Origin of the sequence: Pseudomonas protegens CHA0 (genome assembly GCF_000397205.1) — a bacterium.
GTDB classification, from domain to species: Bacteria; Pseudomonadota; Gammaproteobacteria; order Pseudomonadales; family Pseudomonadaceae; genus Aquipseudomonas; species Aquipseudomonas protegens.
In genome coordinates, this window is sequence record NC_021237.1 from 3,294,219 (window position 1) to 3,311,542 (window position 17,324).

Sequence of the window (17,324 nt, forward strand, 5' to 3'; positions counted from 1 at the left end):
CTTTTTTTGCCCGGGGCGGTTGACGCCTGCCGGCTTGATCTTTAGTCTTTGGAACGATCATTCCAGAAAGGTGATAGCCGTGCGTCCCAAGGAGTTCGACCCCGAGCAGATTGCCGATGCGGCCATGCAGGTGTTCTGGCAGCGCGGTTACGCCGCCACGTCCATTCAGGACCTGGTGGAAGGCACCGGCCTGAGCCGCAGCAGCCTGTACAACGCCTTCGACAGCAAGCACGGCCTGTACACCTGTGCCCTCAAGCGCTACCAGCAGATGACCAGCGCCAATATCGAGCTGCTGGGCGCCGACGCACCCGCCAGGGAACTGGTCCGGCGATTGCTGATGCGCATCGTCGACAACGAGCTGGAAGACACCCGGCGCCTGGGCTGCCTGGCGGCCAATGCTTCCCTGGAAATGGCCGGGCAGGACGCGGCGGTGGCTCAGCTCGTGGCGCAGAATTTCCAGCGTATCGAGGCGGCCCTGGAGCAGGTGCTGCGTCGCGGCCAGGAGCAGGGGGAGATCGACCCGCAGAAGAATCCCCGGGCCCTGGCCAGCTTTGTGGTGTGCACCGTGCAGGGCTTGCGGGTGCTGGCCAAGGGCAGCCTGGCGGAGCAACGACGCCAGCGCCTGCTGGATGTGGTCGAGGTGGTCCTGGCCAGCCTGTAGCAGCCGGCGTGCCGGCGAAGGGCCCCTCACAATCTGCATCAGGTTCCAGGGCGTCTTCGCTGGCAAGCCAGCTCCTACAGGGCTGGGCTTTTTTTTGCCTTTTATTGGAATGATCATTCCATAATTAATTCAACATGGGAGAGACACAGATGGCCAAGCAACCAGGATCCATTGCGGTATTAGGCATCGGCATCATGGGCGCCGCAGTGGCGCGCAATCTGCGGCGCAAGGGCTTTGCGGTACGGGCCTGGAACCGCACGCTGCAACGGGCCCAGGCGCTGATCGCGGACGATATCCAGGTATTTGCCGAGCCCGCCGAGGCGGTACGCGGGGCGCAAGTGATCATCACCCTGGGCAAGGACGGCGCCGCCGTGCTGCAAGCCATGCAGCAGGCACGGGACGGTTTCGAGCCTGGGGCGCTCTGGCTGCAGATGGCCACCGTGGGGATCGAGGCCAACGACGAACTGCAAGGCTTTGCCCGGGATGGCGGGCTGGTCTTCTACGATGCCCCGGTGCTGGGCACGCGCCAGCCTGCGGAGCAGGGCCAGTTGGTGGTATTGGGCGCGGGCCCCGAGGCTCATCGGCCGGCGTTGCAGTCGCTGCTGGAGGCCATCGCCAAGCGTGTGCTCTGGGTTGCCGAACAGCCGGGAGCCGGCAGCCGCCTGAAGCTGGCCCTCAACAGCTGGGTGCTGGCCCTGACCCACGGCGCCGCGGAAAGCCTGGCCCTGGCCAAGGGGCTGGGGCTGGACCCGGCGCTGGTGGTGGAACTGGTCAGCGGCGGGCCCCTGGACAGCGGCTATTTCCAGGCCAAGACCCGGGCCATGCTCAGTGGCGACTACAGCCCGAGCTTTACCCTGGCCAACGCCCTGAAAGACGCCGAATTGATGGTAGCGGCGGCCGCCAGAGCCGGGGTCCGGCTGGATCTGGCCGAGGCCGGAATCCAGCGTTTCCAGCGCGCCCTGGAGCAGGGCCATGGCGACAAGGACATGGCGGCCTCCTACCTCGGCTGAGCGGTTTCTTCTCGCGCTGATGCAGGCGCTGGCTTGCCAGCGAAGGCGCCCGTGAGTCGGGCACAGGGGCTGAGGGCCTCTTCGCCGGCAAGCCGGCTCCTACGGGAGCCTGCGCGGTGTATCTGCCTGCTGTAGGAACTGGCTTGCCAGCGAAGGTGCCCGTGAGTCGGGCACAGGGGCTGAGGGCCTCTTCGCCGGCAAGCCGGCTCCTGCGGGAGCCTGCGCGGTGTATCTGCCTGTTGTAGGAGCTGGCTTGCCAGCGAAGGCGCCCGTGAGTCGGGCGCAGGGTCTGAGGCCCATTCGCCGGCAAGCCGGTTCCTGCGGTGATTTCTGGTCTTCTTGTGTGAGTATTCTTTCATGAACATTTGCGTACCTTTGCCGACCGCCTCCAGCAGGCTGCCGGTCTGGCGCCTGCTGGCCTTTACCCTGGCCGGTTTCATCGCCATCGTCACTGAGACGCTGCCTGCCGGGCTGTTGCCGCAGATCAGCCAGGGCCTGGGCATCAGCGAGGCCATGGCCGGGCAGTTGATCAGCCTGTATGCCCTGGGCTCGGTGGCGGCGGCGATTCCGCTGATCGCCGCCACTCGCAGTTGGCGCCGTAGGCCCTTGCTGTTGCTGGCCATCGGCGGCCTGTTGCTGTTCAACAGCCTGACCGCGTTGTCGACCCACTATCTGCTGACCCTGGCCGCGCGCTTTGCCGCGGGCATGGCGGCGGGGCTGGTCTGGGGCCTGCTGGCCGGCTATGCCCGGCGTCTGGTGGTGCCCGAGTTGCAGGGCCGGGCCCTGGCGGTGGTGGGCGTGGGCCAGCCGATCGCGCTGTGCCTGGGGGTGCCCCTGGGGGCCTGGCTGGGCACCCTCATGGATTGGCCGCAGATCTTCTGGGGGCTGTCGCTACTGGCTCTGCTGCTGTGGTTCTGGGTGCGCCTGGCAGTGCCGGACTACCCCGGCCAGCCGGCCCACCAGCGCCAGCCGATCGCGCGGATCTTTCTCACCCGGGGCCTGCCCCAGGCGCTGCTGGTGATCTTCGTGTGGATCCTGGCCCACAACATCCTCTACACCTATATCGCGCCGTTCCTCGCGTCCCTGGGCCTGGCGGCCTCTCTCGACCGGGCGCTGCTGGTGTTCGGCCTGGCCTCCCTGGTGGGGATCTGGTTCACCGGGCTCGGGGTCGACCGCTGGCTGCGCGGGCTGACCCTGTGCAGCCTCGCCGGTTTCGCCCTGGCGTGCCTGCTGCTGGGGATCGCTGCCAGCCAGCCCTGGCTGGCCTGGCTCGGCATTGGCGCCTGGGGCCTGACCTTCGGTGGCGCCCCGACCTTGCTCCAGACCGCCGTGGCGGATGTGGCCGGGGAGGGGGCGGATGTCGCGCAATCGATGCTGGTGACCATCTTCAACCTGGGCATTGCCTGCGGGGGTATGGTCGGCGGCCTGCTCTTGCAACGCTATGGCGCGGCGTCTTTTCCCTGGGCCATGGCCGCCCTGGCGCTGGTGGGCCTGATGCTGGTCTGGGGCGCGCGCAGCCATGCCTTCAAGCCGGGTCAGCGCTCTGCCTGCTGCGCCTGAGGTTGGGCGTCGCGAGCCTGTTGCAGCAGGCTCGCCCATTCATTGGCGAAGCGGTGGCAGTCCCCGGGCCAGCGCGCGGTCAATAGATTGCGGTCGCGGACCACAAAACCGCGCTCGGGGTGCTCTGCCGAATCCCGCCGGGGCAGCCAGGGCCCGGGCAGAAAATCCGCCGGGCTGGCCAGGGCCGCCTTGATCTCTTGCTCGACGCTGTGGTCGTAGGTGCGGTAGTAGCGCCCCAGCCACGGCGCGGTGACCAGCCAGGCCGCCAGTTCCATGGGGCCGGCCAGCAGGGCGGTGACCTTGCGCCCATGGAGCACCGAGCGCCCGCTGGCCGGATCGATGCAGCGTGCCAGGGCCAGGGGGCCGTGGCACACCGCGGCCACGGGTTTGTCGGCCTGGAAGAAGGCCAGGATGATCCGCCGCACCTCCTCGGATTCCAACAGGCTGCGCATGCCCCGGGCGTGACCGCCGGGAATCAGCAAGCCCTCGTAGGCCGCCGGGTCGACCCCGGCATAGGGCAGAGGGCTGCAAAAGGCCGGGTCGCGGGTCATGGCGTGATAGCGCGCCAGGTCGGCCGCCGGGGTCATCAACAACGGGTTGAGCGGGCCGAACCCCAGGCTCACCAGGCGCGAATCGGCGTAGGCCGGCATCCCCAGGGGGGTGGCGAACTGCGCGGCAAAACCGGCGTCCCGGGCAGCCTGCCAGGGCAGGCTGCTTTCGCTGGGGTCGTAGTCGGCGTGGGGCAACAGAATCAGGGTCATCGCGCGGGCTCGCAGCACCTAAGGGTGCGTTGCAGGTTAGCAGCCCCGCCAGGGGATGCCGGCACGCCGCTGTTGCGCCGTGCCGGCATTTGTCACTTGGCCGCGGCGGCGCGGGTGCGTTCGATGTCCTGCACCAGGCCGTCGATGCGTTGCAGTTGCTCGCGGTTGTCGTGGTCCCAGGGGTGAAAGCCCGGCTTGAAGAACTGCAGCCAGGGCAGGGCGATCCGCGGGAACACCCCCTTGGGGCCGTAGAGGTACTTGACCACCTGCCACAACCCGCGCCAGTGGCCGCCGCGACGGCGGTCGGCGATCAGCATGCGCACATGGAAGTCGAACACCACCAGCCAGAAGCCCAGGGTGGTGAACAGCATGCTCCCGGTGCGGATCAGGTAACGCTTGGGCCCGGGCTTGATCACGCTGTTCCAGACGTCGTAGGACACGGCCTTGTGCTCGGTTTCCTCGAGGGCGTGCCACAGCCACATCTGCCGGTAGCCCGCCACCGAATTGCCGAAGCGGCTGGGGTCGCGCAGCAGCAGGTCGGCGAGGATTGCCGTGTAGTGTTCCAGGGCTACGGTGATCGCGAGGTTGAAGGCCGGCGGGAAGTGCTTCTTCTGGAAATCGAGGAAGAAGCGCAACCGCCGGTCCAGCAGATGGGCCGGCAGCCCGGCGTCCTGCAGCAGGTCGTTGTAGCGCAGGTGCTCGCGGCTGTGCATGGCTTCCTGGCCGATGAAACCCTGGATCTGGCGCTTGAGCTCGGGGTCGTGAATCTGTTCGCGGTAGTGGCGCACGCTGTCCATGAAGAACAGCTCGCCGGAAGGAAACAGCAGGGACAACGCATTGAAGAAGTGGGTCACGTGGCTGCCTTGCTCGTGCCAGTCGCAGGCGCGTTCGGCAGGCAGTTCGACCTTGATGTCGCGGCGGATGGGCAGCATGGCTGTCGCTCCTCTAGACATGAAAAAGGGTGGGCGGCACTACAGGCCGCGTTCGTCCTGGGGCTCGTAGACCGCCGGCCGCGTCTTGCCCGGCTTGGGCGCCATGCGCCGGCTGGCCCATACCACCAGGGCCTGGTAGGCACTGGGCAGCAAGCGGATGAACAGGTCGAGCAAGTGCGCGTCGCGGCCGATCAGCACCCGGCGCTTGTTCTTGCGCACCCCCAGCAGGATCACCTTGGCGGCGGTTTCGGCGGAGGTGATGAAGAGTTTTTCGAAGTCGTCCCGGGCCTGCTGTTCGTTGTCGATCAGGAAACCCTTGACGTTGTCGCTGATGCGGCTGGTGCGGGCGATATCCGTGCGGATGCCCCCCGGATGCACGCAGGTGGCGGAGACCCCGTGGCCTTGCAGGTCCAGCTCCTGGCGCAGGGATTCGGTAAAGCCGCGCACGGCGAACTTGGTGGCGTTGTAGCCGCTCATGCCAGGCTGGGAGAACAGCCCGAAGACGCTGGAGGTGTTGATGATGTGACCGTCGCCGGATTGCCTGAGGTAGGGCAGGAAGGCCTGGGTGCCGTGGACCACGCCCCAGAAGTTGACGTCCACTATCCACTCCAGGTCCGCCAGGCTCGAACCTTCCACGGTGCTCGACAGCGCCACTCCGGCGTTGTTGAAGATCAGGTTGATCTGGCCGTGTTCGGCGGCGCTGGCGGCGGCCCAGGCGAACATCGCCTCGCGGTCGCCGACGTCCAGTTCCTGGCTGCTGATGCGCAGCGGCAACAGGGTCGCGGCCCGGGCCTGGGCCACGGTCTGTGCCAGGCCCTGGGGGTTCTTGTCGGCCAGGGCCAGGTGACAGCCCTCACGGGCCAGGGCGACGGCCAGGGCGCGGCCCATGCCGGAGGCGGCGCCGGTGATGGCGGCGACTTTACCGTTAAAGTTTTTCATTGAGAGCGGCCTCTTCAAGGTGCAGGGGGCGCGCGGCGGCCGGTGCGGCGGCGGGCTGGGTGTGGGGCAGGTGGCTGGCCTGGTAGTCCTGCAGTTCGAAGTGCTGCAAGGTCTTCTTGAAGCTCCAGGTGGAGCCCGGCCAGAGGGTGGTGTTCTGCCCGCTGCGCGGGTCCAGGTACCAGCTGCGGCAGCCGCCGGTGGACCAGATGGCCCCGGCCAGGCGCTGCTGCAGGCGCTGGTTGTACTGGCTTTCGACCTGGGGCCGGACTTCGATGCTGGCGATACGTTCGCGCTGCATCTGGCCCAGGGCCTTGAGGATGTAGTCCACCTGGGCCTCGATCATCAGGATCATCGAGTTGTGCCCCAGGCCGGTGTTGGGGCCGACGATCATGAAGAAATTCGGGAAGCCCGGCAGGCAGGTGCCCAGGTAGGCGTGGGCGCCCCGGGCCCAGCTGTCCATCAGGTCCTGGCCATGGCGGCCGAACAGCAGGCCTCGGGGAATCGGGTCGGTGGCCTGGAAACCGGTGCCGAAGATGATGCAGTCCACGGGGTGGCGGTTGCCGTCTGCAGTGATCACCGCGTCGCCGTCGATGCGCTGGATGTCATCAGTGATCAGCCGCACGTTGCCCCGGGTCAGGGCCGGGTAGTAGTCGTTGGAGATCAGGATGCGCTTGCAGCCGATGGTGTAGTCCGGGGTCAGGCGCTGGCGCAGCACCGGGTCGGGCACCTGTTTGCGCAGATGGCGCAGGGCCACGCGCTGCACCACCTTCATCAGTCTGGGCCGGCGGGCGAAGGCGATCACCCGGCTTTCCAGGGCCCAGTACAGCGCCGAGCGCACCAGCCGCTGGGTGAAGGGCAGGTGCTTGAAGGCCCAGCGTTCCACCGCGCTGAGCTCGCGGTCGGGCTTGGGCATGATCCACGGCGGGGTGCGCTGGAACAGCTTGAGCTGAGCCACCCGCGGGGCGATTTTCGGCACGAACTGGATGGCGCTGGCGCCGGTGCCGATCACCGCCACCCGCTTGCCTTGCAGGGCGTAGCGGTGATCCCACTGCTGGGAGTGAAACCGCTTGCCGGTGAAAGTGTCGAGCCCGGGGATGTCCGGTATCGCCGGGCGCGACAGGCCACCCATGCCGGAGATCAGTACCCGCGCACTGACTTCCCGACCATTGCTGAAGCGCAGGTGCCAGCGCTCCCGGGCTTCATCGAAGACCGCCTGTTGCAGGCCCATGTTGAAGTGCAGGTAGGGCGCCAGGGCGAAATCCCGGGCGCAGTTTTCCAGGTATTCGCGGATTTCCGGCTGGGGCGCGAACTGCCGGGTCCAGTTCGGGTTGGGCGCAAAAGAGAAGGAATAAACGTGGGATTGCACGTCGCAGGCGCAGCCGGGGTAGTGATTGTCGCGCCAGGTGCCCCCCAGGGACGCGGCGTGTTCGGCGACGAAGAAATCCTCTATCCCCGCTTGCTTGAGCTTGATCGCCATGCACAGCCCGGCGAATCCGGCGCCGATGATGGCGATGTCAACGACCTCGGGGTCGTCGGGTGGCGAGTACGCATTCATGGTGTGTACCTCGATTGTAATGATGCTGCTGGGTGACTTTCGTCAGTGGGTGAAAACTCAGGATTGCACAATTTAAAATAATGTTTTAAAAATTAATTTAAATAAATTACCTGAAAATGTCACCTGCGCTGGTCGCCTGTGGATTTTGCGGGGCTCATCCAGGCCATGGGTGAGGCGTCACAGGCGGCACCAGGCCAGGGCGACACGCCACACCGCCAGGTCATTCCGATCACGGGCGAACGGCGCAGGGAAGCTGAGGGGGCGGGTTATGGAGTGGCTGGTAGCGGCAGCGGTATTCCTGGCGGTCAGTGCGGTGCTCTGGGTGGTGAGTTTTCGTATCAACCGCCGGATTGAAAGCCAGGTTCCGATCAACGGACGCTTTCTCGAGGTCGGTGGCGAGCGCATTCACTACACCGATGAGGGCAGGGGCCCGGCGCTATTGATGATCCATGGCCTGACCGGCTGCGGGCGCAACCTGACCCACTCCCTGGCCCCGCAACTGCGCGAACGCTTCCGGGTGATCACCATCGATCGTCCTGGTTCGGGCTATTCCACCCGGGCCCGGGGCGCCGCGGCAGACCTACCGGCCCAGGCCAGCCTGGTGGCCAGGTTCATTCGTACCCTGGACCTGGGCCAGCCGCTGGTGCTGGGGCATTCCCTGGGCGGTGCGGTGGCGCTGTCCCTGGCCCTGGACCATCGGCAATCGGTGTCCGGACTGATCCTGGTGGCCCCCTTGACCCATCCGCAGCGCATGTTGCCGCTGGTGTTCCTGTCCCTGGCAGTGCGCCCGGCTTTCCTGCGGCGCTGGATGTCCCTGACCCTGGCGGCGCCCATGGCCATGCTCGGGCGCCGTGGCCTGGTCAAGTCGGTGTTCGCCCCGGACCCGGTGCCCGAGGATTTCGCCGAGCGTGGCGGCGGGTTGCTGGGGATGCGTTCGGACAGCTTCTACAACGCCTCCAGCGAAATCGCCGTGGTCAACCGTTCGCTGCCGGGCATGGTCAAGCATTACCCCAGCCTGAAGCTGCCGGTAGGGCTGATCTATGGCTCGGCGGACCCGGTGCTCAGTTACCGCCGGCACGGTGAGTCAATGGTCGGCAAGGTGCCGGGGCTGTCCCTGGAGATCGTCCAGGGCCGGGGCCACATGTTGCCCATCAGCGCAGTCGAGCGGGTGGTGGCCATGGTCCAGCACGTCGCTTCCCAGGCTGCGCCACAACGCAGCGCAACCATCCTGCACCCGCCGTTCGCGGCTTCAAGAGCAAGTTGAGGGCGTGGTGGGGGGCGGTTTCGAGCGCCCCTGCCGCGGCGTCGACAGCAGCTGTAAATGCTTCACGGGCGACATTCGAAACAAGCCGAAAAAATAGTTGACGAGCTAACGAACCCGAGCTATTTTTTTAAAAAAATGTTTTGAATGTTTTTTTTGAAAGTGCAATTGAGCGATTAAAAATAATGAAAATAACGCCATTTCACGCTTTTGTTTTTTCATCCCCTCACGCTCGGCACAGCGCAGCCGCGCTGTCCTTTATAGCACCTGTTTCGACTGCCATCCTGCGGAGGCTGCCATGACTGTTTCCGTGGCGGCACCCGGCGTCTGGACCGATAGCAAGCGTCACCTGTGGTGGCTGGGCACCTTGCCCATGATCACCCCTCTGCTGTCGGGGATCTTCGCCCTCACCACCGGGGTGCAAGTGTTCTGGTGGAGCGGGGTCTTGGTGATCTTCGGCCTGATCCCCCTGATTGACGGCCTGATGGGGGAAGATGCCAGCAACCCGCCTGAATCCGCCGTTCCCGATCTGGAAAAACAACCCTACTACCGCTTTATCGTCTACAGCTGTGCCGTGCTATCGGTACTGTCTTTGGTGGTGACCGCCTGGATGGCCATCAGCGGGGTGGACTGGATCATCGCCGGCGGCCTGCTGCAACTGAGTGAACAACTGCACCTGCAAGGCAGCCTGGCGAGCTTCGCCGCCTTCCTCACCGAGCGTGCGCAACTGCACGGCAGTATCGGCTGGTTCACCTACCTGGGCATGGCGATGTCCACTGGCGCGGCCACCGGCATTGCCATCAACATCGCTCATGAGCTGGGGCACAAGAACCGCGGGATGGCCAAGTTCCTGGCCAAGCTGGCCCTGGCTTCGACCTTCTACGGGCACTTCTTCGTCGAGCACAACCGCGGCCACCATGTGCGGGTGGCCACCCCGGAGGACCCGGCCAGTTCGCGCCTGGGCGAATCCTTCTGGAGTTTCCTGCCGCGTACCGTGTGGTTCAGCCTGAGTTCGGCCTGGCATCTGGAAAGCCAGCGCCTGGAAAAACTCGGCCTGCCGACCCTGCACTGGAAGAACGGCGTGCTCAGCGCCTGGCTGTACAGCGTGGTGCTGTGGGGCGTGCTGATCGCCTGGCTGGGGGCGGCGGTGATTCCCTTCCTGGTGATCCAGGGGATCTACGGCTTCTCTCTGCTGGAGGTGGTCAACTACGTCGAGCACTACGGTCTGCTGCGCCAGAAACAGCCCAACGGCCGCTATGAACGCTGCTCGCCGCGCCACTCCTGGAACAGCAACCGGATCGTCACCAACATCTTCCTGTTCCAGTTGCAGCGCCACTCCGACCACCACGCCAACCCGACCCGTGCGTATCAGGCCTTGCGTCACTTCGACGAGTCGCCACAGCTGCCCTATGGCTACGCCACCATGATCGTCTGGGCCTATGTGCCGGCCCTCTGGCGGCGCCTGATGGACCACCGGGTGCTGGCGCACTACTCGGGTGATGTACGCCTGGCCAACATGCACCCGGCCAAGCGTGACGAGCTGCTCAAGCGCTACGGCTTCAGCAACACCGATTCAGACACCGCTCTTTAGTTGTACCGCTCACCCCTTCAAGTGCTGGTGAACCGGTCGTGTTCGCCTGTGATGTGCCCGCTTGAAGGGTGAGCAACGCAGTAGGCAGTCCTTAAGCAAGTTGACCGACAACAACAATAAGCAACTGTAAGGAAGTCACGGATGTCTATTTCACCGCTATTCACTGCCCAGTTGTTCGTGGTCCTGGTGGGGATCTCCCTGATGGGGGCCGCCGAAGCCGCGCGCATTGAACCGGCCAATACCGAGTTCACCGCCAAGGGCCCCATCAGCTTTGCCAAGAGCATCATCAATGCCGACTGCACCATCCAGGTCAGCGGCAAGGTCAGCCCCGACGGCAGCTTCGCCAGCGTCGAGAAAGTCGACTTCAGCGGCGGCCTCAAGTGCGGCCAGGTGGAAGCCACGCACCTGCCCTGGAAGCTGATCGCCAAGGACGAAACCAGCGGCGCCATGTCGGGTATCCAGGTCACCGTGCACGCGCCCCTGGTGGGCGGCGACTGCGGGCCGTCCACCGCCGAAGGCAGTTGGAACAACAGCACCGGAAAACTCGAAGCGGCCCAGGTCAGCCTCGACGGTGGCTGCACCATCAAGACCGTATCGATCCAGATGCCACCCACGTTCCGGGTTGCACCCTGACGCGCACGTCACACCTTTATCGAATTGAAGATTTGGCTGGAAAGGGAAGCTCGGTCGCTGTTCTCCGTGTCGTCTCGCTCAAGGCCATTACCCCGGCGAAATGAATCGCCATACATGTGAGGAAAAACAACAATGAAAGGCATCAAAACTCTCGTGTCCGCCACCGCCATCGTTGCCTGCTTGGGAGCTGCTTCCATGGCCAGCGCTGCATCCATCGCCATTGATGGTGCGAACCCGGATGGTCCGTTCACTACCCCTGGCGGCACCATCACCGTGCGCTCGCCGTCCTCGTTCAACCAGCCCGTGACCTGCAACATCAACTTCAGCGGCAACATCGCCGGCGGCGTGGCCAGCATCACCGGCGCCACCGTCAGCGGCAGCAACGCGCTGTGCAACCTGCCGAAGATCACTGGCTTGCCATGGACTCTGAGTGCCTCCAGCACCACCGCAGGTACCGTGACCAACGTGGGTTACACCATTTCCTTCTTCCCTGCCACCAACTGCGGTCCGACCACCATCAACGTGGCCTGGAGCAACGTGACTCACTCGCTGAGCCTGAGCACGCCTCAGACCCTGAGCGGTGGCTGCTCCGTGGATGTGCTGAACGCCAAGCCGTCGCCACAGGTCAGCGTGATTTAAGCGTTATCTGGAACCAAGGGCTGATCACCCGCTGAAGGACACCGCCTCGCAAGAGGCGGTGATCTGCAGATCAGGAGGGCCCTGTAGTGTCGGTTGCTATCGATAATAATAAGGAGTGGGGCATGAATAATAAGAAACAACAGTTGCAGATCGCGGTGGCACTCGCCCTGTTGGGGGGCTTTGGTGCGATCGGCACTGTTCAGGCAGGCGGCTTCACCACGCCTACCTACGGCGCTCCCGGATGGGGCCGGGCCTTCGGTGGTGGTTCGTTGTTCAAGAACGACCCCAGTGCGGCTTACAACAACCCGGCGGCCATGGCGTTTATCGATCAGAACGTGGCACAGATGACGGTCGACTACGCCCGCATCAAGATGAAATACAAAGGCGATGCCTACGATTATCAAGGGAATCCGGCCACCACCTTGCCGGTGGATGCGTCCGGCGTCCCCACCGGTGGCCCGGTGCCCCTGGAGGGCAATGGTGGCCAGGGCGGCTTCACCGCCTGGTTGCCGACCGGCTTCATGGTAATGCCGATCAACGATCAGTTTGCCTTCGGCCTGAGCCAGGTCGTGCCCATGGGCATGCGCAGCACCTGGGATAACGACAATTCCAAGATCCGCGACTTTTCGGTTGATACCAAGATCGAGACCGTGGGCCTGACCGGCTCGCTATCGTTCAAGGTCAACGACGACTTCTCCCTGGGTGCCGGGGTCATCGTCCAGCACAGCAAGGGCTTCGTCAGCCAGAACCTCAACCTGACCGGTGCCGCGGCGGTATCTCCCGGCCTGGGCGGGATCCCGCTGCCATCCGGCGTCGGGGCGAACCTGATGCGGGTCAAGGTGGACAATACCTCGGTAGGCTGGTTCACCGGCGTGGTCTGGAAACCCACCGACCGCGACACCCTGGGCCTGAACTACCACGCCAAGATCAAGAACAAGATGGACGGCAAGTACAACGTGCGTGCCGACGCGGTAGGCCGCCAGTACATGACCCAACCGGCCGGGCCCAATGGTGAAAGCCTGGTGGAACTGGCCTATCCCGGCCTGAAGCTGAACCCGGATGGTGCCAACGCCAGTGCCCAGCTGGACATTCCAGCCTCCGCCGGGCTGGACTGGGTGCACGTGTTCGATGACCGCTTCACCCTGGGTGCCAGCATGCTGTGGACCCAATGGTCGTCGTTCAAGGACCTGACCCTGAAGTCCGATGGCAATACCCTGGTCTCCATCCCGTACAAGTACAAAGACACCATGATGTATTCCCTGGGTGGCGACTACCGCTTCACCGACCAGCTGACCCTGCGGGCCGGTGTGGCGTACGACCAGACACCAACCCGTAACAGCACACGTGACCCGCGGATTCCCGACAACGATCGCTGGTTCACTTCCCTGGGCTTCGGCTATGACATCAGGGCGATCCCCGGCCTGACCATCGACGGCGCCTATTCCCGGCAATTCGTCAAGGAAGCCAAGATCAAGACCCAGAACGTGGACCGTCTCGGTGCCTCGCGCCTGGATGGCAAGGTCGACGCCAAGGGCGAGGTGGTGAGTCTCTCCGCGACCTATCACTTCTGAGGGTAAAGGCTTTACCCACGCCTCGAGATAACGGCAGTACAAAGGGATTGTGCTACTGCCGTCGGCGGGACGGGTCACCTCAGGACCCGTCTTGACCTGCCATTTCCCCAAGCCCTGGCTGACATCGTTCGGCCGTTGTGCGTTGCTGAAATCACTCAAAACAATATTTAAAAATAAAATTTGAAACGCGGCAGTTTCCTTTGTAGGGTGATCTTCGAGGGGCCGGCACAACGCCCAGGCTCCAAGTGGTCGTCTGCATAGAACAAGAGAGGTATTCCATGATTGTCTGGTTATTGGTGGGACTCGCCGCTGCGTTCGCACTGGCCTATCGGCAGGCCCCGGCATCCTGGTGGCTGGGCTCGGCCCTGGTCTGGCTGGGGGCAGGGCACTGGTTGGGCCTGGTGGGCTCGCTGGGCATCAGCCTCGCGGCGCTGCTGGTGGTGCTGCCGGCTGCGCTGTTGAGCGTCAAGCCGCTGCGTCGGGCCTTGCTCACCCGTCGTGCCCTGGTCATGTTCCGCAAGATCATGCCGGCCATGTCCGACACCGAGCGCGCGGCCATCGAATCCGGCACGGTCTGGTGGGATGCCGAGCTGTTCAGCGGCAAGCCCGACTGGTCGCGCCTGATAGGCGCTGCGCCGGCCAGCCTGAGCGCCGAAGAGCAGGCGTTCATGGACAACGAAGTGGAAACCCTGTGCGACATGGCCAACGACTGGGAAACCACCCAGGTCTGGCAGGACCTCTCGCCCAAGGCCTGGCAATACACCAAGGACGCGGGTTTCCTGGGGATGATCATTCCCAAGCAGTACGGCGGCAAAGGCTTCTCCCATTACGCTCACTCCCAAGTGGTGATGAAGCTCTCCACCCGCTGCTCGGCGGCGGCAATCTCGGTGATGGTGCCCAACTCCCTGGGCCCGGCCGAACTGCTGCTGCACTACGGTACCGAGGCCCAGCGCCAGCATTACCTGCCGCGCCTGGCCCGGGGCGAAGACATTCCCTGCTTCGCCCTGACCAGCCCCTATGCCGGCTCCGACGCCGGGGCCATTCCCGATACCGGCGTGGTCTGCAAGGGCCAGTTCGAGGGCCAGGAAGTGCTGGGCTTCCGGGTTACCTGGGACAAGCGCTACATCACCCTGGGCCCGATCGCCACGGTGCTGGGCCTGGCCTTTCGCGCCGAGGACCCGGACGGCCTGCTGGGCACCAAGGGCAGCCTGGGGATCACCTGCGCGCTGATTCCCACTACTCATCCCGGGGTCAATACCGGGCGTCGCCACTGGCCGCTGAACGCGGTGTTCCAGAATGGCCCGACCACCGGCAAGGATGTGTTCATCCCCCTGGAATGGGTGATCGGCGGTGGCGACCAGGTGGGCAACGGCTGGCGCATGCTGATGGAATGCCTGGCCGCCGGGCGCGCCATTTCCCTGCCCTCGGCCAACGTCGGCCTGGGCAAGGTGGCGGTGCGCGGCACCACGGCCTACGCGGCGATGCGCAAGCAGTTCGGCCTGCCCATCGGCAAGTTCGAAGGGGTGCAGGCGCCCCTGGCCCGCATGGCCGGGCACCTGTATGCCTGCGACGCGGTGCGCAAGGTCTCGGTGGCGTCCCTGGATGCCGGCGAGAAGCCCTCGGTGATCTCGGCCATCGCCAAGTACCACGTCACCGAGCGCGCCCGGGCCATGGTCAATGACGGCATGGACATCGTTGCCGGCAAGGGCATCTGCATGGGGCCCAACAACTTCCTGGCCCGGGCCTACCAGCAAAGCCCGATCGCCATCACCGTGGAAGGCGCGAACATCATGACCCGCTGCCTGATCATCTACGGTCAGGGGCTGATCCGTTGCCATCCCTATGTCTTTCGCGAGATGGAAGCGGCCCGGGATACCGGGCGCAAGGGCCTGGAAGCGTTCGACAGCGCGATGTTCGGCCATATCAGCTTCGTCTTCGCCAACACCGTGCGCGCTGCCGTGCACGCGGTCACTGGCGGGCGCCTGATCAAGGCCCCGGGCAACACCGACAAGGCCCTGGCCGGCTACTACCGGCAGATCCAGCGTCTGTCGGTGGTGCTGGCCCTGGCCTCGGACATTTCCATGGGCGTGCTGGGCGGTGCCCTCAAGCGCAAGGAAAGCATCACCGGGCGCCTGGGGGACATTCTGTCCCAGCTGTACATCCTGTCCTGCGTGTTGAAGCGCTTCGAGGACGATGGCCGGCCGCAGGCCGACCTGCCGCTGGTGCACTGGGCCGCCCAGGACTGCCTGCTGCGGGCCCATGAAGCTCTGGCCGAAGTGCTGGACAACTATCCGTCCAAGGCTGCCGCGCGGATCATCCGTGGCTTGAGCTTTCCCCTGGGCATTCCCCAGCGCAAGCCGTCGGACCGCCTGCTGGCGCAAGTCGCCGAACTGGTGCAGACCCCGGGCCCGACCCGCGACCGCCTGCTGGCCGACTCCTACATCCCGCAGCCGGATATCGACAAGCTGGCCTATGGCGAACTGGCGTTCCGCCTGCAGCCACAGGTGGACCTGATCGAGGCGCGGCTCAAGCCGGCGATCAAGCAGGGCAGCCTGGCGCCGTTGCCGATCTCCCGCGAGGCCTTCGTGATCTGGCGGGTCAAGGCCCTGGAGCTGCAACTGATCAGCCCGGACGAGGACGAGCTGCTGGGGCGCTATGTGGAATACGGCGACCACGCGATCCAGGTCGACGATTTCCCCCAGGACTTCGGTCTGCTCGAAGCCCTGCAACAGCGTCAGGCGCACTTCGAGCAAAGCGCCAAGCCGGCCTCGCGCAAACGCGCGGCCAGCAGCGAAGACGCAGTGGCCGCCAGCGATTCGGCCTATTGACCCTCTACAGGATTGGATCGGGATCTCTTTATGTCTGACGGTTATCTTTCGTTCGTCAATTCCGGCTGGGGCCGCTGGCTGGCCCAGCGCACCGGCCTGCCGCAACCGGTGCCGCTGCAACGGCACCGCGAGGGGCAGGGCGGCAACCTGCTCAACCCGGTGGTCCTCGCCGCAGCGTCCGAGGGGCGCCTGCTGGGCGAGCTGCAACGGATCTTCGCCGCTACCGACACCGTGGCGGCCCAGGCCGCAAGCATCACCGCGCCTTCCACGGTGAAGGTCCAGGGCCTGGTGTTCGATGCCAGTGGGGTGGCCGACATCGCCCAGCTGGACGAGCTGTACCGCTTCTTCCACGCCAATGTGCGGCGCCTGACTGCCCACGGCCGGGTGCTGGTGCTGGGTACGCCGCCGGAGCACTGCAAGGAACTGGCCCAGGCGGTGGCGCAACGGGCCCTGGAAGGCTTCGTGCGTTCCCTGGGCAAGGAGCTGCGTCGGGCCATCACGGTGCAGTTGCTGTACGTCGAGCCCGGCGCCGAAGCCGAGCTGGACAGCAGCCTGCGGTTCTTCCTGTCGCGCCGCTCGGCCTATGTATCGGGGCAGGTGGTGCGCATCGGCGAACCGGTGGAAGTGCCCCGGCACATCGATTGGCAACAGCCCCTGGGCGGGCGCCGGGCACTGGTCACCGGGGCCTGCCGCGGCATCGGCCTGGCCATTGCCAAGGTCCTGGCCCGGGAGGGCGCCCAGGTGGTGTGCCTGGACATTCCCCAGAGCGAGGCCGAGCTGCAGCAGGCGGCTGCCGGGATCAAGGGCAGCGCCCTGGCCCTGGACATCACCGCGGCCAACGCCGGGCAACGCCTGCTGGAGTTCGTCGGCGAGCACGGCGCCTTCGATATCGTGGTGCACAACGCCGGCATCACCCAGGACAAGACCCTGGCGAAGATGACCGAGGCAGCGTGGCGCAAGGTCATGGCGGTCAACCTGGAAGCGCCGCTGCTGCTCAGCCAGGCGCTGCTGGAAGGCCAGGGCCTGAATCCCGGCGGGCGCATCGTCTGCGTCTCGTCGATTTCCGGGATCGCCGGCAACCTCGGGCAGAGCAACTACGCCACCTCCAAGGCCGGGGTCATCGGCCTGGTGCAGAACCTCGCCCCTTTGGCGGCGCGCCAGCAGATCACCGTCAATGGCGTGGCCCCGGGTTTTATCGAAACCCAGATGACCGCGAAGATCCCGCTGATGATCCGCGAGGCCGGGCGGCGCATGAACTCCATGAACCAGGGCGGTCAGGCCGAGGACGTGGCGCAAACCATCGCCTGGCTGGCCCATCCGGCCTCCGGCGGGATCAATGGACAGGTGGTCCGCGTCTGCGGGCAAAGCCTGCTGGGGGCCTGA

14 protein-coding genes are annotated in these 17,324 nt (G+C 65.3%); 10 read left to right on the forward strand and 4 right to left on the reverse strand.

The genetic code is table 11. The features are described 5' to 3' along the window. Positions 1-79 precede the first annotated feature (79 nt). The 3 genes from PFLCHA0_RS14855 to PFLCHA0_RS14865 all read left to right on the forward strand — a co-directional run bounded on the left by PFLCHA0_RS14855 (position 80) and on the right by PFLCHA0_RS14865 (position 3,231). Entirely contained in the window at positions 80-661 is a 582-nt protein-coding gene (locus tag PFLCHA0_RS14855; RefSeq protein ID WP_011061216.1) for a TetR/AcrR family transcriptional regulator, read from the forward strand. 149 nt (positions 662-810) lie between these two features. Continuing rightward, on the forward strand, positions 811-1,671 hold the full coding sequence (locus PFLCHA0_RS14860) for an NAD(P)-dependent oxidoreductase (RefSeq protein WP_015635555.1): 861 nt from the start codon (positions 811-813) through the stop codon (positions 1,669-1,671). Positions 1,672-2,028: 357 nt separating this feature from the next. Next, complete coding sequence (locus PFLCHA0_RS14865; protein ID WP_015635556.1) at positions 2,029-3,231, forward strand: MFS transporter; 1,203 nt, start codon at positions 2,029-2,031, stop codon at positions 3,229-3,231. Here the strand turns inward: PFLCHA0_RS14865 and PFLCHA0_RS14870 are convergent. From PFLCHA0_RS14870 to PFLCHA0_RS14885, 4 genes are all read right to left on the reverse strand, one after another. Further along, complete coding sequence (locus PFLCHA0_RS14870; RefSeq protein WP_015635557.1) at positions 3,207-3,992, reverse strand: type 1 glutamine amidotransferase domain-containing protein; 786 nt, start codon at positions 3,990-3,992, stop codon at positions 3,207-3,209. The two genes, PFLCHA0_RS14865 and PFLCHA0_RS14870, sit on opposite strands and share 25 nt — an antisense overlap. A gap of 92 nt (positions 3,993-4,084) precedes the next feature. Continuing rightward, on the reverse strand, positions 4,085-4,924 hold the full coding sequence (locus tag PFLCHA0_RS14875) for a metal-dependent hydrolase (RefSeq protein ID WP_011061220.1): 840 nt from the start codon (positions 4,922-4,924) through the stop codon (positions 4,085-4,087). A gap of 39 nt (positions 4,925-4,963) precedes the next feature. Then, on the reverse strand, positions 4,964-5,863 hold the full coding sequence (locus PFLCHA0_RS14880; protein ID WP_011061221.1) for an SDR family NAD(P)-dependent oxidoreductase: 900 nt from the start codon (positions 5,861-5,863) through the stop codon (positions 4,964-4,966). Further along, entirely contained in the window at positions 5,850-7,418 is a 1,569-nt protein-coding gene (locus PFLCHA0_RS14885) for a flavin-containing monooxygenase (protein ID WP_015635559.1), read from the reverse strand. Before PFLCHA0_RS14885 ends, PFLCHA0_RS14880 begins: the two co-directional genes overlap by 14 nt. Positions 7,419-7,686: 268 nt before the next feature. On the opposite strand from PFLCHA0_RS14885, the gene PFLCHA0_RS14890 reads away from it, so the two are divergent. From PFLCHA0_RS14890 to PFLCHA0_RS14920, 7 genes are all read left to right on the forward strand, one after another. Beyond that, positions 7,687-8,682 (forward strand): alpha/beta fold hydrolase, encoded by a 996-nt coding sequence (locus tag PFLCHA0_RS14890; protein WP_015635560.1) that lies wholly within the window; start codon positions 7,687-7,689, stop codon positions 8,680-8,682. 295 nt (positions 8,683-8,977) lie between these two features. Then, a complete protein-coding gene (locus tag PFLCHA0_RS14895; RefSeq protein WP_011061224.1) occupies positions 8,978-10,270 on the forward strand; it encodes an alkane 1-monooxygenase in 1,293 nt (430 codons plus the stop codon). 141 nt (positions 10,271-10,411) lie between these two features. Further along, positions 10,412-10,903 (forward strand): alkane oxidation protein activator PraA, encoded by a 492-nt coding sequence (gene praA / locus PFLCHA0_RS14900; protein ID WP_015635562.1) that lies wholly within the window; start codon positions 10,412-10,414, stop codon positions 10,901-10,903. A 132-nt stretch (positions 10,904-11,035) separates the two neighbouring features. Next, positions 11,036-11,542, forward strand: coding sequence for an alkane oxidation protein activator PraB (gene praB / locus PFLCHA0_RS14905; RefSeq protein ID WP_011061226.1), 507 nt, complete (start codon positions 11,036-11,038; stop codon positions 11,540-11,542). Positions 11,543-11,664: 122 nt separating this feature from the next. Continuing rightward, on the forward strand, positions 11,665-13,113 hold the full coding sequence (locus tag PFLCHA0_RS14910) for an outer membrane protein transport protein (protein ID WP_015635564.1): 1,449 nt from the start codon (positions 11,665-11,667) through the stop codon (positions 13,111-13,113). A 278-nt stretch (positions 13,114-13,391) separates the two neighbouring features. Then, positions 13,392-15,941, forward strand: coding sequence for an acyl-CoA dehydrogenase (locus tag PFLCHA0_RS14915; protein WP_015635565.1), 2,550 nt, complete (start codon positions 13,392-13,394; stop codon positions 15,939-15,941). 30 nt (positions 15,942-15,971) lie between these two features. Continuing rightward, a complete protein-coding gene (locus PFLCHA0_RS14920) occupies positions 15,972-17,324 on the forward strand; it encodes a 3-oxoacyl-ACP reductase (RefSeq protein WP_015635566.1) in 1,353 nt (450 codons plus the stop codon).

Excerpts from the sequence above, each read along its gene's own strand:
- PFLCHA0_RS14860 (WP_015635555.1), top strand. The coding sequence starts at position 811 with ATGGCCAAGCAACCAGGATCCATTGCGGTATTAGGCATCGGCATCATG.
- PFLCHA0_RS14865 (WP_015635556.1), top strand. The coding sequence starts at position 2,029 with ATGAACATTTGCGTACCTTTGCCGACCGCCTCCAGCAGGCTGCCGGTC.
- PFLCHA0_RS14870 (WP_015635557.1), bottom strand. The coding sequence starts at position 3,992 with ATGACCCTGATTCTGTTGCCCCACGCCGACTACGACCCCAGCGAAAGC.
- PFLCHA0_RS14875 (WP_011061220.1), bottom strand. The coding sequence starts at position 4,924 with ATGCTGCCCATCCGCCGCGACATCAAGGTCGAACTGCCTGCCGAACGC.
- PFLCHA0_RS14880 (WP_011061221.1), bottom strand. The coding sequence starts at position 5,863 with ATGAAAAACTTTAACGGTAAAGTCGCCGCCATCACCGGCGCCGCCTCC.
- PFLCHA0_RS14885 (WP_015635559.1), bottom strand. The coding sequence starts at position 7,418 with ATGAATGCGTACTCGCCACCCGACGACCCCGAGGTCGTTGACATCGCC.
- PFLCHA0_RS14890 (WP_015635560.1), top strand. The coding sequence starts at position 7,687 with ATGGAGTGGCTGGTAGCGGCAGCGGTATTCCTGGCGGTCAGTGCGGTG.
- PFLCHA0_RS14895 (WP_011061224.1), top strand. The coding sequence starts at position 8,978 with ATGACTGTTTCCGTGGCGGCACCCGGCGTCTGGACCGATAGCAAGCGT.
- praA (WP_015635562.1), top strand. The coding sequence starts at position 10,412 with ATGTCTATTTCACCGCTATTCACTGCCCAGTTGTTCGTGGTCCTGGTG.
- praB (WP_011061226.1), top strand. The coding sequence starts at position 11,036 with ATGAAAGGCATCAAAACTCTCGTGTCCGCCACCGCCATCGTTGCCTGC.
- PFLCHA0_RS14910 (WP_015635564.1), top strand. The coding sequence starts at position 11,665 with ATGAATAATAAGAAACAACAGTTGCAGATCGCGGTGGCACTCGCCCTG.
- PFLCHA0_RS14915 (WP_015635565.1), top strand. The coding sequence starts at position 13,392 with ATGATTGTCTGGTTATTGGTGGGACTCGCCGCTGCGTTCGCACTGGCC.
- PFLCHA0_RS14920 (WP_015635566.1), top strand. The coding sequence starts at position 15,972 with ATGTCTGACGGTTATCTTTCGTTCGTCAATTCCGGCTGGGGCCGCTGG.